The organism is Sulfuricystis multivorans, from assembly GCF_003966565.1.
Classification (GTDB): domain Bacteria; phylum Pseudomonadota; class Gammaproteobacteria; order Burkholderiales; family Rhodocyclaceae; genus Sulfuricystis; species Sulfuricystis multivorans.
In genome coordinates this window covers 102,507-117,705 of the sequence record NZ_AP018719.1, presented here as the reverse complement: position 1 = coordinate 117,705, position 15,199 = coordinate 102,507, and the positions used below count along the sequence as shown (strand labels likewise).

Genomic DNA, 15,199 nt, shown 5'->3' with positions numbered 1-15,199 from the left:
CAAATATGCTTCTTCGCCAATTCGAAATGCCGTGGCGGAAGGCCTACGAGGCTTATTCTGCAGCCGTGTGGTTCCTTTGCGTGATAGGACTGACATACGCATGGTACACCACATCTTTCCCTGACCTTCCCTTCTACTACCTTGGGGCGACTGCTCTTGTTTTCATGATCTTCAACCTACTTCGGGCATGGGAGATTTGGCGACTCAAATGGAGTCTGGGTGGTAAGGGCATCAGCTTCATCACTGACGAGGAACTGAAAACCAAAGTCACCAGCGTAGAAGGGCAGGAAAACTCGCGGGCGCTTTGGTTTGGGAAGGGCTTCGACTGGACCCCGGTTCATACCCAGCGGGTGTACGAAATCAAGCGGGCCGACCCGGAACAGTTCTATCCACCGAAGATGATCATGTGGATGATCGAACAATGGAGCGGTGAGCAGGTGGGCGCAAATACTACTGAATATATTGGCGCCCCGTGGATACACGGCCTGAATGGATCTGAGGACGATCTGTATGTGCCAATTCAGAACTTAATAGGTAACACCCTCCTGGTCGGGACAACCCGGTGCGGAAAGACTCGCTTCTTAGAGCTCATTGCTGAAATGGCGATCGAACTTGGCTACACCGTCATCTGCATTGATCCAAAGGGAGACCAGCCCTTTGATGCCTCCCTGCGTGCGGCGTGCAAACAGGCGGGCCGGGAACATGATTATGTCAGATTCCATCTTGCATTCCCTGGGCAGAGCGCCCGTATTGATCCATTGAAAAACTATACGAATCCAAGCGACTTGGCATCGCGAATCGCCGCGCTGATGCCTGGTGGGGACAAGTCTTCTTCCTTCCGAGACTTTGCGTGGGGGGTGCTGAACGCCATCGTGATGGGCATGCTAGCAACGGGCGAAAAGCCGTCACTTGTGCGCATTCGCTCCTACGTGGACAACGGGATTGCCGATCTCTTGATGCGTGTCATTCTTCAGTTCTTCGACGAGGAGCTACAGCCGAATTGGGAAACCGAAGTGGCGGCGTATGCGCGAACGCTCAAGCAAGTGAAGGGGAAGAAGGGGCAAGAAGATGGCGAGATCCTTGTGCGTCAGTCTCTCAATCTTCTCCTGGAATTTTATCTGGACATGATCGTTCCGCGTGGCATACGAGACGAAGCTATTGAGGCCTTGGCAACCATCTACAAGCATGACAGCGCTCACTACACCAAGATGATTGCAAACCTTGTGCCGATTCTGGGGATGCTCACTACCGGAGAGCTCGGAGATCTACTTTCTCCTGACCCGCGAGATGTTGCAGATACTCGGCCGATGACAGACCTAGCTTCGCTGATTCGCGCCAACAGCGTAGTGAGCATTGGCCTGGATTCGTTGGCAAATAAGACAATCAGCTCTGCGGTCGGCTCGATGTTGCTATCGGACCTAACTTCGGTTGCTGCAGCTTTTTACAACTACGGCGGAAACCACAAGGTATTCCTCATCGTCGATGAGGCTGCAGAGGTGGTCAACGATCCGTACATCCAAATGCTGAACAAGTCTGCCGGTGCCGGCTTCATCAATCTGGCAGCCATCCAAACGATTCCTGACCTGGCTGCGCGGTTCGAGTCGATGGACAAGGCTAGACAGATGCTCGGGAACTTCAATAATCTCGTTTCCATGCGAATCAAGGACAGGGTTACTCAAGATTTCGTTACGGAAACCTTTGGTCAGACCTACGTCTATACGCAACAGAAGATCCATGCGACGTCTTCTTCGACAGAAAAGACGATCACACATTTCACCGGCTCTGTACAGGAGAGAGTAACTGAAGCTCTGGAAGATGTTCTGCCGCCGGACGTACTTGGGCAACTGCCAAACTGGCAATACATCGCAATGGTTTCAGGCGGCAGACTTATCAAGGGCCGTCTGCCAATCATTTCACATGAAGAAGCATGAACGCTAACACCCTCGTGAGATTAAGCCTCAACAGAATTCTAAGTAGCGCCGGATTCTCATCCGGCCCGGTGAAGGCGTTCACTGATTGGCCTACCCTGGAGCATGTGGCGTTCCAGTTCATCTATTTCGTGTCACCATGGCTGGTCGTGAATGGCGAGAACCTTGCGGAACAGACGCTGCGGGATGCGATTGCTTCCTATGACGAAACATTGCTCTTAGGCTATGAAGTAAGCCACAGGAAGTTCATCGAGCGAATCGCCGCAAGTGCTAAGGCACTTTCGTCTATTCGCGTGTCTGTTGAGGGCAAGGATGGACTTTGGTCAGTCTGGACCTACGATGAGCCCTTGATGCGATACCTTGCCAACCATAAGCGCTACGCGATACAAATCCGAGAGCGTGATACTCCAGTCGCTTCCAGCACAGTGATGATCAAGCTTCTGGCAGCTATCAGTCCTACAAAGGATCTCGAGGTAGCTGGACTTGATTACCTGAGCTTGCTTCACATGAGCCCCTCACAGTAGGAAAGCCATAATGACCCGACACGGATTACTTTGGCTGTTCGCAATCATCGTTATCTTTCTATTCGCTCCACTGCTGATTAACCAAGCCGACTATGTGTCGTGCGTAGAAAAGGAGCTGGCCACCGCGGAGGAGTGGTATGACGGCCAGGAAGTGCAGACGATCCTTAATCGGACGAACCGGCTCTATGATGTTGCGATGGTCAGTACTGGAATTGATCCGCTCATTCGCAAGCATTTCGTCAAGCCCATGCCGAGTAAGGAAGTGGCACCAGGCGTCATGCTACCGAATGCGATGACACCTTACGCTGAGCACCTGATGGAATACTGGGGGAACTTTCTCTACAACATCTGGATGTTTTTTTTCAGGATTGCCCATTCCTGGTCTTGGGTGATTTATCTGACACCGTTCTTAGCTGCCATTATTTTCGATGGAGTGATGACGAGAAAGGCAAAGCTGGCCTCATTCAAATACACATCTCCCACAGTCTACAATGTCTCATGGCACCTGATTATCGCCTTGGCGGCTTCATCGATGGTTGCCTTCGCTGTAGTGACCCCTTTGTCGGTCTTTTTCTACCCTGTCGTGATTACGCTTATGGGCGTTTTCGTGCGCTTAGTTATCTCGAACATTCAACATTCTGCGTAACTGAATCCATTTCTACACCTAACCCCATCAAAACGGCGGCATTTCTGCATTGTAGATTTTCTTGTCAGCCGGCAAGATTTGGCCCATGCAGAACGCAACCCCAAAATACCTGTTGATCACACTTTGTGGGCTGGCCGTTACAGTACCCATGGTCGCAAGGGCAACGTGCTGGGAGGCTGCTAGCGAGAGCTATGGCATCCCGGTTGAGGTGCTTAAGGCAGTTGCGAAAACAGAGAGTGGCTTCAATGCAAATGCTCGCAACGTCAACAGTGATGGGACATATGATGTCGGTATCATGCAGATCAATTCGAGTTGGCTGCCTAAACTCGAGAAGTACGGCGTTACGGAAGAGTCCCTGAAGGACGCATGCACGAATGTCAAAGTCGGCGCATGGATTCTGTCCAACAACGCCAAGAAGCTTGGCTGGAACTGGAATGCGATTGGCGCCTACAACGTGGGCTGCGCCAAGCTGGACAAAGCCGAGTGCGTTCGCCGCCGCAATCAATATGCCTGGAAGATCCACGCAGCACTGAAAAAAGGTGGTGACATCGATGCGCCGACTCAAGTGTTAGCTGCCTCAGCCTATGGCCAGGTTGCTACTGCAGCTGCCAACATGCCGATTCACAGCGCAAGCGCTGCTATTCAGCCGAAGAAGATCATGGTCGTAAAGCTCGGAGAGTCCGACCAGTCCATGAAGCTCGCGACAGCATCTGGGGAAGACGATCTCCAGGCGTTCTCTGTTGGCGGCGGCTTCCTGAATTATGAAGAGGTGCGTGACGATGAATAAGTTATTGTCCTGCGCCTCTCTGGCTCTGATGATGTCGGCCTGCGCTTCCATTCAGAACTCTGACGAACGGCCTCCAAACAGTAAGCTGGAAGTCGTCGAGGTCGGCACTAAGCAAAACGCTGAACTGGTGTTTTGCGAAACAGACAATTGCCCGCAGAGAACTCCGAAATTTATCCCCAAGCCCGCACCACCAACACCAGCACCACCTTCAACACCTACCTCCATTAAGGCTGTTGAAACGCCGAAGCAGGTGCACTTCAAAGTGCATTTCCGTTGGGGATGGGGTCGCCTCGACACCTCCGGTTTCAAAGAAGTTGACGAGATTATCTCCTCTGGTCATCTCAAGAATGCCAAGTCGATTGTCGTCGCAGGACGAACTGATCCGACTGGCTCTCTCAAGTTCAACGAGAAACTTGCCATCCGGCGTGCGCAGGCTGTTAAGGCAGCGCTTGTCAAGACTGGGGTTCCTGTTGAAACAATTACGGCAGTGGCCCAGGCCCCTTGCTGTGATGGTGACTTGCGTGCCTCAAAAAGGATCATGCAAGAACTCAGACGCACAGACATTGATATTACGATCACGACCAAATGAACAATCAGACTACTGGAAACCACGAGTACGGCTACAAAGCAGTCCTCGTCAGGGAAGAGACCAAAAAGGCGCTTCGCGATCTTCGCTCCACTCTTCCTGATCGCGACCTATTTCAAGAACGCCGTCTTGCAACTGCAGCTCTTGAGCTGGTTATCGAAGACGCAGGAAAGAGCAAAGAAGCTCTCTACCGTTTGCTTGCTCGGACGCGTGAGGTGGTTGTTCGCGATATCCATAGCAAGACAGAAGCATAAGTTCAGACGACGAGACGACGAGACGACGAGACAAATCCAATTTTATCTTTCAACTTTTGCCAAGGACAAAGACATGAAACTGCTTTCCAAGATGTTCAACCGCGTTAGCCTCACCGCTTCCTCCCTCGTTCTTGCTGCCCCGGCCTTTGCTGGCACCACCGGCACCGAGTTCGGCGGCCTGTACAACCTGGTGAAGGGCTGGTCTGAAGGCTACCTGGGTCGCACTCTGGCTATCGCCGCTTTCTTGGTGGGCGCCATTGTCGGCTTTGCGAAGTCCACCGCGATGCCCGCTCTGATCGGCATCATCTTCGCCGTGCTGTTCGCCATCGGCCCAGGCATCATTGACGGCATCGCTTCCGCGCTGATCTGATTCAGCCGTAGCAGGCCACAAGCGTAGAGCAATCGCCATGTCGGATATCGATCACAAGTACATCATCCCGCACCGTCTGGATGATCCACCCAAGTTCTTGTGGTGGGACTTCGACGTGGCGATCCTCTTCATGGGCTGTGTCGTCATTGGAATCATGACGAACCAGACCCTGACATTCTCTGGTCTGGGCGTAGTTATCGCCTTGTCCTACCAGAAATTGAAGTCCGGGCGTAGTCGTGCCTTTGGGCTTCATGCCCTTTACTGGTATTTGCCTACCAGTTTCGGGTTTCGTATCACCCCTCCATCAGCCATACGTGAATTCATCGGCTGATTATCCCAACACCGAGACGACGAGACTGTACTGATGTTACTCAGAAAATTGATGGCAGATGTGGAAGCCCGCGCAGGCGTTACCAAGGCTTTCCAGATGATCTTGATTGCTTCCCTGCTGACCAACGTGTTTATGGCAGGAGCCTTCTTCACGATGGACCGCACTGTGCGGACCATCCTCGTGCCCCCTGAAATCAACAAGACCTTTTGGGTCGATGGAAAACACATTGGTCCTGAATGGCTCGAACAGATGGGTTCTTGGGTAATTTCCCAGTACGCGACCGTTTCTCCTCAGTCCATCGATTATCAGAATTCCGTCCTCCTCAAGCTAGTTCACCCGTCCGTTAATGGTGAGCTGGCCGTTCGCTTCAAGATGGGTGCAAATCGTCTGAAGCAGGAGAACATGAGCAAGATTTTCATGCCTCGTGAAGTGCGGATTAGCGAAAAAGACCAGGCAGTCGCTCTGATTGGTACCCAGTCTACCTTCATCGCAGACAAGCGCGTCCCTGGTGATGAAGTGAAAGCCTATCTCGTTGTCTTCGACTACGACGGCAGCCGTACTTTTATCAAGGAGTTGAGGGAGACAAGCCCGGTTCGTCCGTTTGATCCCCCCAACGCTCCACCCACCGCTGAGACTGAATCTCTGTATCAGCAACCGGCCCAAGACGTACCAGCTGTCCAACAACAGGCTGGAACCTTCCACTCACCGGCGACACCAGCGCCAACCGCTCCTGTTACGCCAGCGGCGACTCCTGCTGCCCCGATCTCCCGTTAAAGGATACGGCATGGTAATCAAGAAACTGCTTTTTGCGGCGACGGCTGTTGTCGTCTCCTTCAACACTCTCGCGCTTCAGGAAGTTAATCCAGTCGAGGGCCAGAATGCATTCGTGAAGATCAGCGCCAAAGAGACGACGCGCCTGTACATCGACGGAGGGAAGATTCGTACCCTGATCGCAACGGATGGCGAACTAACCGTCGAGAAGGACGAAGACCGCGGTCAGTTGTTCATCCGGCCGGCGATTCTCAATAAGCCGATCAATGTGCGCGTGATTGCAGGTAGCGGTGCGACCTATAACCTAGTCATGCAGCCTGTCGATATTCCGCAAGAAGACATCGTAATCAAAGAGCCATCCACCTTCCGCACTACTGAGAACAGCAAGGGGAAGCGGAGGTCTTCCAGCAACTTGGAAAAGCAGGTTCGAAATCTGGTCGCATCAATGGCCTTGGAAGAACCACCTACCAGCGTTGAGATGCGGGTCACCCATCAGGAATTTGCTCTCTGGGAAAACACCCGTTTTGTGATGACGGCCGTATATAACGGGCGCGACTTGGTAGGTGAGAAATATGTCCTCACCAATACAGGAAAGACTCCAATGCGTCTTGTTGAGCAGGAGCTGTATCGCAAGGGTGTTGTCGCTGTGGCCATCGAGAACATGCTCCTCGAGGCCGGCCAATCGACCACCATCTATGTGGTAAGGAGCAACTGATGGCTGGTATCAAGGCGAAAGGCAAGGCAATATCCCAGGTGCGACGGAAGCAAATCATCATCCTTGTCAGTCTTCTAGTTGTTGTTGTCTTGATTGCCTTTGGCGCTGCCATGCTTGGAGAGAAAAAGAAAGCGCCCCCGCCGCGTGCCCAGGAAACTACCCGCAAGGCGTTTGGCGCCCAAGGCGAGCAAATCAATCAGGCCGACATATGGCGTACGCAGGAAGGGGCTCGCATTTCGCAGCTTCAGCAGCAGCTCTCCGATATCCAGGCGAAGCTGGCAGCCAAAGAAAAGGCTGACGCCGACGCCAAGATCCGCGATCAGGAAGCTGCTGCTAAACGAGAAGAGGAAGAGAAGAAAAAACGCGAGCGTGAAGAAGCCGAGCGCCGCGCATCAAAGGCACCGCCAGCGACGGGTCTGCCAATGCAGACGGGGCCGCTCGGTCAGCCGGGCCCACCTGACTTCAACGGTGGAGCGCCAAAAGCAGAGATTGTTAAAGGAATCATGCGCGTGGATATGGGTAATAGCCAATCCAAGGGCCTTCCAGCCCCGACAGGCAAGAACAACATCACCCATGACGCCAATGATGAAAATAACGGTGCAGTTGCTAAAGCGACTAGTGACCAAAACGCCGAAACATATATCCCGGCCGGCACGTTCATGCGTGGTGTCTTGCTTGCTGGGCTTGACGCCCCGACCGGAGGCCAAGCCCAGCAGAATCCCCATCCTGTTGTGATTGAGGTTTTGGACATGGCATCGCTACCGAACAAGTTCAAAGCTGACTACAAGAATTGTCGGTTCACGGCAAACGGTGCCGGCGACCTGAGCAGTGAGCGGGCATTGATCCGACTTGACAGACTGAGTTGCATTTCCGAAGACGGTGGTGCGCTTGATGTATCTGTGAAAGGCTACGTAGCTGATTCGACAGGGAAGGCCGGCATTCGGGGCCGCTTGGTTAGTAAGCAGGGCCAAGTGCTTGCAAATGCTCTCTTGGCGGGTGTGGCATCGGGGATCGGTACTGCCTTCTCCCAGGGCGCAATGACCACCTCCGTATCGCCCCTAGGCGCGACGCAAACAGTGAAGGATGGGCAACAGCTCCAGGCCGGCATTGGGCAGGGTGTCGGGAATGCCCTGCAGCAATTGTCACGGTATTACATCCAGCTCGCCGACAAAATGTTCCCAGTCATTGAGGTGGATGCAGGCCAGCCGGTGGACATTGTGATAACCAAAGGCATTTCCGTCGCCCGCAAGTAAGAAATTCCAGAAAAGCACGGGTCAAATTGGAAAAATGGCCCAACCACAACCCTCGAAAAAGGACCTGAAATGAAGACGACGAGACTGATCACTTCCCTCTTGGCTTCTGCACTGTGCACCGGTACCTCGCTTGCAGCCGGAGACACACTCAAGGACACCGCTGTCCTGGCCAATCTGAGGCAGAAGTATCCCAGCACGGTATTCAAGTCTGTAACAGCCACCAACCTGCCGGGTATCTATGAAGTAGTCATGGGCAAGAACGTCGCCTATGTCGAAGAATCCGGCCGGTATTTCCTATTTGGCCATCTCTTTGACATGCAGACCCAGACCGATTTGACGGAAGGCAAGATCATGGCAGAACAAGTGGCCAAGATTGACTTCAATAGTTTGCCCTTGAAGGATGCAATTACCATCGTCCGCGGCGACGGCAGCCGGAAGGTCGCCATCTTCAGCGACCCGGACTGCCCGTACTGCAAGCAACTGGAAAATAACATCGCCAACCTGACAAACGTGACGATTTACCTCTTCATGTTCCCAATCGACCAACTGCACCCACAAGCCAAGACAAAGGCGGTGGCTGTCTGGTGCTCGGCGGATAAAGCCAAGGCTTGGGAAGGTCTCATGCGTCGCAATGAAATCCCCACCGGCTCCTGCGAGCACCCGATTGATCGTAACGTGGCGCTGGCCGAATCCCTGGGTATCAATGGTACGCCGACAGTTATCCTGCCGGACGGTTCGATCATTCCGGGTGCCCCCTCGGCCGCGAAGCTGGAACAGATGCTCAATCAAGCCACTGGCAAGGTCGCCAAGAGATGATGAACAAACTCCTACTCGCAGCATCTGCGCTTACCGCCGCGTTCCTGGCGGGCTGTGGTTCGATGAGCGGCCTTGATGCCGCCAGTAGCTTCAGCTGTAAGGCAGCACCGGGTGTGAACTGTCAATCCATCACTGGCGTATATCAAAACACCATGGCTGGCAATCTTCCTTTCCAGCGCCAGGAGGAGGCCGCATCGAAGACGCAGGACGGAGAGAAAAAGCCTTATGGGACACAGCGCAACGATAGCAAGGTCTCGCCCAAGGACATGAATGCCCCGTTTTCGGGGATGCCCGTGCGACAACCACCACTGGTGCTTCGCATCTGGATGGCTCCGTACGAAGATGCAGACGGCGATCTGCATGATCAGTCCTACCTCTACACGATGGTCCACAGCGGCAAGTGGATGATCGAGGTCAATCGGAACTCAATCAGTAGTCAATTCAAACCGATCTATCCGCTCAATCGACCGACTCAGAGTAGCCAGGAGCAATCCCAGGCAGACAAGACAGTTCAGCCGCTCATCCAAAAGCAGCAGTACGAACACTTGGTCGAGAAACCCGATACCAAGTAATAGAGTGACTTCCTCCCCATGGGCACCATTAAGAATTTCTTCAAAACTATCTTTAAGGAAGGGGGGGTAGAGCATTACACCCCGTCTCCGATCGCCAATCCGTCCCGAGAAGTGAACTATGACCGCTTCTCGGACTTGCTGCCATATCTCGCCTGGATACCAGAGCGCCGCCTTTTCGTTCTTGAAGGCGACGTTCCGCAAAAGGTTGACGCGATTGGCTTCTGCCTGGAGATGACACCGCAGACCGGGGCAACCCCAGACATGGCGGATCTTCTCACCACGATCTTTACCTATTTACCCAAGGGTTCCGGTGTCCAGTGGAGTCTGATTGCCACGCCTCTCATTGACCGTTTTTTGGATGCATATGTTGGCGTTCGATTGGATCCGGCAACAGCACCCACGAAAGAGGAGCGGGAACGCCGCGAATTGTTCCGCGCACTGGCCCAACGCCAAGCGGAGCACTTTCGCAAGGGTGCGACAGATCCTCTGGTGCCGAACCAGCCATACCTACTGCGCGATTTCCGAATTGTAATGAGCGTCGTCATTCCGGCTACCTCCTACGAGGACGAAGATCTTCTACATGAGATTGAAACAATTCGTGAAACGTGCGCAACGACCCTGAAAACATACTACCAATACGAGCGGGACTGGGATCCTGAAGACCTCATCAATTGGTGTGCAGTGGTCTTGAATCCCCAGGAAGCCATTCTCAAGCGCAACGCTCCCCACATCAATTACGATGAAGGCCGGCCCATCAAAGAGCAGATCATCGCCCCGAACACCGTGATGCGCGTCACCGAGGACGGGTTGATTTACGGCCTACCACAGAGAAAGAATGAGTGCATTGCAAAGTGCATGTCGGTTCGGAGCTATCCGAAGGCCTGCACGCTGAATGCCATGGGCTCGTTGATTGGCGACTACATGCAGCCGGCGATCGGCTACACCTCGCCATTCATGATCACCATCGGCATTTCTACTCTTGATTTTGAAGAATCTCGGGCAACTACTCAGATGAAAGCAGCCCGAGCCACCCAAAAGGCGGAGAGCCCGATGGCGAGATTCCTGCCTGAACTGCAGGACATCAAGTACGATTGGGACATTGCCCAGCGTAGCTTCGACGAGGGCAAGGGCACGGTTCACATGTACCACCAACTCATCCTGTGGGCTGCCCCAGAAGACATGGCCCGGGCAGAGCAATCTGCCCAGGCGGTATGGCGGTCACGTCAGTTCGAGATCGTCGAAGACACCTTCATCCAGATCCAAGGCCTGCTCGGTTCTTTGCCGATGTCCCTGACGCCAACGCTGACCAAGGATATCCGTACCGCTCAGCGCATGACGACCAAGACGATCCCCAATGCAGTAAACATGGCACCCCTGCTTGCGGAGTGGCACGGGGTTGGCCGTCCGATTGTGCCGATGTGGGGCCGTCGTGGCCAGGCGATGTCCATCGATCTGTTTGCAAACATGACAGGTAACTTCAACGCCGTAATTGCAGGGACCAGTGGCTCAGGCAAATCCGTCCTCCTGAACTCGATCGCACTGTCATATCTGGGGATTGGCGGCCGCGTATGGATCGTCGATATTGGTAGGTCGTTCGAAAAGCTGTGTCATACGGTTGGCGGCCAGTATCTGGAATTCACCCCGGAATCGGATATTCGGCTGAATCCATTCACGATGGTTGAAGACATCGAGGATGACCTTGAAATGCTGGTCCCCCTGTTCGAACAGATGGTTTCGCCAAGCGAACCATTGGACGACTATCGTCGCCGGCAACTTGGACTGCACATTCTGTCCGTGTGGTACGAAAAGGGCCGCGAAGCAACGGTCGACGACCTCGCGTACTCGCTAATCAACAACTGCGAGAAAGGTGGTCCGAATTCCAAATGGGCCGATCCAGAGTGGATCGCCAAGGTTCGCGCACTGCCGCATGAGGAGCGCCAGAATTTATGCGATCCACGGATCCGGGACATTGGGATCCAGTTGTTCCCCTACACAAGCGATGGTCCGTACGGACGATACTTTCATGGAGAAACCAACGTCAATTTTGAAAGCGATCTGATTGTCCTTGAATTGGAAGAACTTGCTGCCAAGAAAGACCTTCAGGCTGTCATTATGTTCTTGCTGATGTACCGCATCACCCAGAACATGTACTTGACGCGGAATCGTCCCAAAATATGCATCCTGGACGAGGCCTGGTCCCTCTTGGGTAGCGGAAACAGCGGTGATTTCATCGAAACAGGGTATCGCCGCGCTCGGAAATATCACGGAAGCTTTTGCGCTGCGACACAGGGGATAGGGGACTTCAGCATGTCCCGCGCCGCCGAGGCTGCCTTCAACAACGCTGATTGGCTGTTCCTATTGCGCCAAAAGCCCGAATCGATCCTCGCCCTAGAGAAATCAGACAAGCTGGTCATCGACGAGGGCATGAGAGACATGCTGATGTCGGTGAAGACAGTACAGGGCGTCTATTCCGAGGTTTTCGTACACGGAGGTCAGATGGGGCACGGCATCGGCCGTGTTTTATTTGACCCGTTCTCTCTGCTCCTGGTTTCCTCCAAAGCCGAGGACTTTGAGGCTGTCAAAGCATACCGCCAGCAAGGCTACACGATTGTCGAGGCGCTGGAATCCGTTCTGGCCGATCGTGGCATGCCGGGCTACACCCACAAGCTGCAAAGGAAAGCTGCTTAATGAACCAAAACCAAAACACTGAGGTCCTGGCCGAGGTCGATCCGGGAATCTCAGAAGCAGAAGTTACATCCGACGATGTTGAGAAGGGCGAGAGCGTCTGGTTGGGGAGGTTGATCAGCCTCGTTACTACCGTTCTCATTGTGGTCATTGTGCTGATTGCCTACCACTACTTCTATGTGTTGCCGAATAAACAGAGATACGCTGTCGTTGATCTCTCAGAAGTCCTGAACATCAAGGAACTCCAAGTCACCATTGCGGCGATGCGTCCGGACGCCTCCGAGGAAGCAAAATTAAAGGCTTACGACGACGTGGCGAAATTTGGCAAGGATGTGGGAGTCGCCCTCAACGAACTCCAACAGGAGTGTGGCTGCAGCATCTTCGTCAAAGCGGCCGTAGTTAAGCCGGCAGGCGCTGAGGACCTAACCCCGGAACTCAAACGTCGCTTGGGAATGGAAAACGTCAATCAGGATGAGCTCGTCAAGCAATTGCGTTCGCTGGGCGGCGGTAGCCGTACCCCGATCATTGAAGGAGACAAGAAATGAGCCTGCTTGCGCCAGCCAACGGTGCTCGCCGCCTTTCCTTGCCGGAATACCTGAACCTCTGTAAGTCCCACTTTCTGCGGTATTGGAAGCACTACACCATCCCATTGGTTGTGGTGTTCTTGCTTCAACTCGTGATTCGTATCGACGTTAACTACACGGACTCTTTACCGGATCACGTGTTCATCACCGTGAAGGGATGGAAGACGGGCCTCAAACGAGGCGACTATGTGGCTTTCGAATTCCCGACCGAAAACCCGGTTTCCCCATTTCGTAAGGGTGCTCATATGGTCAAAATCATTGGCGGTGTTGGTGGTGACATAGTGAGCATGACGCCTGCCAGGGGGTTCTCTGTCATGTCACCTGGAGAACGCAATATGGCAACGATGATTCCTGGTAGCAATGGCACGATCGGGGTAGCGAAGACTTTCTCGATGAGTGGCAAGCCGCTCGAGGCGGGGCCGGTTGGGGTGATCCCGCAGGGCTCATATTACGTTTACGCTCCGCACCCCGACAGTCTGGATTCACGCTACGCGATGGTTGGATGGATTACTGAGAAAGAAATCATCGGCCGGACCTTTTCGTTGTTCTGACTCGGCCCTTATCAGGCTCCAACCGCAGCTCCAGCTGTATTTTTTGCCAGTCCATTTCTACGCCTAGTCCCACATTTTCGGCGGCATTTCTCCATTGGCATAGCAAAGGGGGCTCGTTATCTTAACGTGATGCAAATCCCCCTTATATCTTCCATGCTGCGTCGACTCACTCCACTGATTATCGCCTGTGGTGTTGTGATACCAAGTAAAGCCGCAGAGCAGATTGGCCCGGTACATCCGATCGTTGAACCAGACATGCTCCAAGAGATCTATCGGGTCCTGAAAGAAAAGCAGAGGTCCGGAGAGTTAGCTCGGTTGCAGAAGGAAGCTGTCGACCGCGCGAAGCGCTCTATCGAGAACCCTAAGCCCGTTAAGGGTCTCTCCCGTGTCGAAAAAGCGCGGGTGTTCTATTGGGACCCAACGGTGCGGGTCCCCAAAACGATCACGGATCCAAACGGAAACGTGATCGCTGAAGCAGGAAAAACTATCAACCCACTCGACTACGTGACCTTGCCGAAGAATTTGCTGTTCTTCGACGGTACCGACCCTGCCCAAGTGAAGAAAGCAGAGGCCTTGATGCAGCAATACAACGGCCAGATGAAGGCCGTCTTGGTCAATGGGCAGCCCCTAGAAATGTCTCGTCAATGGAAGACTCAGGTTTATTTCGACCAAGGCGGAATGCTGGTGCGCAAACTGGGCATTATCCGCGTTCCTTCACTGGTGAGCCAGGAAGGGAAACGGTTGCGAATTGACGAGCTGGAGATGAATTGATGTTCTTGTTCTACCGACGAATGATTGCTGCTACCGCTGCTTTGCTGGCTGGGGCGTTCTCCTTGCATGTGATGGCTGACCCGAACTGTCATGGCGCGTTCGCCAACCCGATCACGGATTACTGTTGGTCCTGCTCCTTTCCGATCAAGCTGGCCGGATCAAATGCAGTCACGATGGGTCAAGACGAAAACACGTCTAGTCTTGCCTCATCAAGCAACCCGTTTTGTGCCTGCACAGACCCCCCGCAGATCGGCATGAAGATGGGATTCTGGGAACCAGTACGCATGGTCGATGTGACACGCACACCTTACTGCTTCGTCGGGATGGGTGGCGTCAGTATGGACTTTGGTATTGAGACAGCCAAACACGCACAAACAGGAAAGAGCGAAGCGCGTTCCCCTAGTGCGTTTTACCACGCTCATTGGTATACCAACCCCTTGATGTTCTGGCTTGAGGTGCTGCTGGACGACAAATGCCTTGAAAGAGGTGTATTTGACCTCGTATACCTGACTGAAATTGATCCGTTGTGGTCTGACAGCGTATCGACCTTCATCATCAATCCGGACGTTGTGTTGTGGGGAAATCCTATAGCCCAAGCAGCCTGCGCGCTCGACTGCGTATCTGCCACGGCATTCGGATTCGGGCGTGATGAATTGTTCTGGTGTGATGGCTGCCAGGGCTCAATGTTTCCTTTGGACGGATGGGTCGGTTCGAAAGTAGGTGGTGTTCAGGCCTCTTCACTCATCGCAGCGCGGATGGCCACAAAACTGCATCGAGAACTTCTAATGTGGGCAGCATCCGGTGATGACGGCTTGTGTGGCTATTACCCTGAGCCAGTAATGAAGAAAACCGACTACAAATACACGATGCTCTACCCGATACCTCAAACCAAGAAAATCGCCGGGAAATGCTGTCAGCCGTTCGGGCGTTCAACCGCCCTCTGGGGGTCAGGCAGAGAGTTTCCGGTTAAGGGCGAGGATTTCGTCTACCAAATCTTCCGGAAAAGGGATTGCTGCGCCGGAAACTTGCTGAATTACATGGCCCCGTAAGCATCC

At 53.5% G+C, this 15,199-nt stretch carries 18 protein-coding genes; all 18 read left to right on the top strand.

Translation table 11 applies throughout. From position 1 onward, the window contains the following. Positions 1–5 precede the first annotated feature (5 nt). Entirely contained in the window at positions 6–1,931 is a 1,926-nt protein-coding gene (traD, locus tag EL335_RS13510) for a conjugative transfer system coupling protein TraD (protein ID WP_126448145.1), read from the top strand. Next, positions 1,928–2,452 carry a hypothetical protein gene (locus tag EL335_RS13505; protein ID WP_126448143.1) on the top strand — a complete coding sequence of 175 codons (525 nt, stop codon included), beginning with the start codon at positions 1,928–1,930 and terminating at the stop codon, positions 2,450–2,452. The genes traD and EL335_RS13505 overlap by 4 nt, the downstream gene beginning before the upstream one ends. A gap of 10 nt (positions 2,453–2,462) precedes the next feature. After that, complete coding sequence (locus EL335_RS13500) at positions 2,463–3,098, top strand: IncC plasmid conjugative DNA transfer DtrJ family protein (RefSeq protein WP_126448141.1); 636 nt, start codon at positions 2,463–2,465, stop codon at positions 3,096–3,098. Between the two features lie 85 nt (positions 3,099–3,183). After that, complete coding sequence (locus tag EL335_RS13495) at positions 3,184–3,885, top strand: lytic transglycosylase domain-containing protein (RefSeq protein WP_126448139.1); 702 nt, start codon at positions 3,184–3,186, stop codon at positions 3,883–3,885. Next, complete coding sequence (locus tag EL335_RS13490; protein WP_172600132.1) at positions 3,878–4,474, top strand: OmpA family protein; 597 nt, start codon at positions 3,878–3,880, stop codon at positions 4,472–4,474. The genes EL335_RS13495 and EL335_RS13490 overlap by 8 nt, the downstream gene beginning before the upstream one ends. Beyond that, positions 4,471–4,725 (top strand): hypothetical protein, encoded by a 255-nt coding sequence (locus EL335_RS13485; protein ID WP_126448135.1) that lies wholly within the window; start codon positions 4,471–4,473, stop codon positions 4,723–4,725. Before EL335_RS13490 ends, EL335_RS13485 begins: the two co-directional genes overlap by 4 nt. Before the next feature lie 73 nt (positions 4,726–4,798). Continuing rightward, positions 4,799–5,095, top strand: a complete 297-nt coding sequence (traA, locus tag EL335_RS13480; protein WP_126448133.1) for a TraA family conjugative transfer protein — start codon at positions 4,799–4,801, stop codon at positions 5,093–5,095. Positions 5,096–5,132: 37 nt separating this feature from the next. Beyond that, positions 5,133–5,426 (top strand): type IV conjugative transfer system protein TraL, encoded by a 294-nt coding sequence (gene traL, locus EL335_RS13475; RefSeq protein WP_126448131.1) that lies wholly within the window; start codon positions 5,133–5,135, stop codon positions 5,424–5,426. A gap of 33 nt (positions 5,427–5,459) precedes the next feature. Next, a complete protein-coding gene (gene traE, locus EL335_RS13470; RefSeq protein WP_126448129.1) occupies positions 5,460–6,200 on the top strand; it encodes a type IV conjugative transfer system protein TraE in 741 nt (246 codons plus the stop codon). 10 nt (positions 6,201–6,210) lie between these two features. After that, a complete protein-coding gene (locus tag EL335_RS13465) occupies positions 6,211–6,912 on the top strand; it encodes a type-F conjugative transfer system secretin TraK (RefSeq protein ID WP_126448127.1) in 702 nt (233 codons plus the stop codon). Continuing rightward, positions 6,912–8,165 (top strand): TraB/TrbI/VirB10 family type IV secretion system protein, encoded by a 1,254-nt coding sequence (locus tag EL335_RS13460; RefSeq protein ID WP_126448125.1) that lies wholly within the window; start codon positions 6,912–6,914, stop codon positions 8,163–8,165. Before EL335_RS13465 ends, EL335_RS13460 begins: the two co-directional genes overlap by 1 nt. A gap of 69 nt (positions 8,166–8,234) precedes the next feature. Next, on the top strand, positions 8,235–8,981 hold the full coding sequence (locus EL335_RS13455) for a DsbC family protein (RefSeq protein ID WP_126448123.1): 747 nt from the start codon (positions 8,235–8,237) through the stop codon (positions 8,979–8,981). Continuing rightward, positions 8,978–9,553: a type IV conjugative transfer system lipoprotein TraV gene (gene traV, locus EL335_RS13450; protein WP_126448121.1), complete on the top strand. Its 576-nt coding sequence runs from the start codon at positions 8,978–8,980 to the stop codon at positions 9,551–9,553. Before EL335_RS13455 ends, traV begins: the two co-directional genes overlap by 4 nt. 18 nt (positions 9,554–9,571) lie before the next feature. Continuing rightward, complete coding sequence (gene traC, locus EL335_RS13445) at positions 9,572–12,241, top strand: type IV secretion system protein TraC (protein WP_126448119.1); 2,670 nt, start codon at positions 9,572–9,574, stop codon at positions 12,239–12,241. Next, positions 12,241–12,783, top strand: coding sequence for a hypothetical protein (locus tag EL335_RS13440; RefSeq protein ID WP_126448117.1), 543 nt, complete (start codon positions 12,241–12,243; stop codon positions 12,781–12,783). The genes traC and EL335_RS13440 overlap by 1 nt, the downstream gene beginning before the upstream one ends. Further along, a complete protein-coding gene (locus EL335_RS13435) occupies positions 12,780–13,373 on the top strand; it encodes a S26 family signal peptidase (RefSeq protein ID WP_126448115.1) in 594 nt (197 codons plus the stop codon). The genes EL335_RS13440 and EL335_RS13435 overlap by 4 nt, the downstream gene beginning before the upstream one ends. Before the next feature lie 153 nt (positions 13,374–13,526). After that, on the top strand, positions 13,527–14,144 hold the full coding sequence (gene traW / locus EL335_RS13430) for a type-F conjugative transfer system protein TraW (RefSeq protein WP_172600131.1): 618 nt from the start codon (positions 13,527–13,529) through the stop codon (positions 14,142–14,144). Further along, positions 14,144–15,193 (top strand): conjugal transfer pilus assembly protein TraU, encoded by a 1,050-nt coding sequence (traU, locus tag EL335_RS13425; protein WP_284155514.1) that lies wholly within the window; start codon positions 14,144–14,146, stop codon positions 15,191–15,193. The genes traW and traU overlap by 1 nt, the downstream gene beginning before the upstream one ends. The last annotated feature ends 6 nt before the right edge of the window (positions 15,194–15,199 follow it).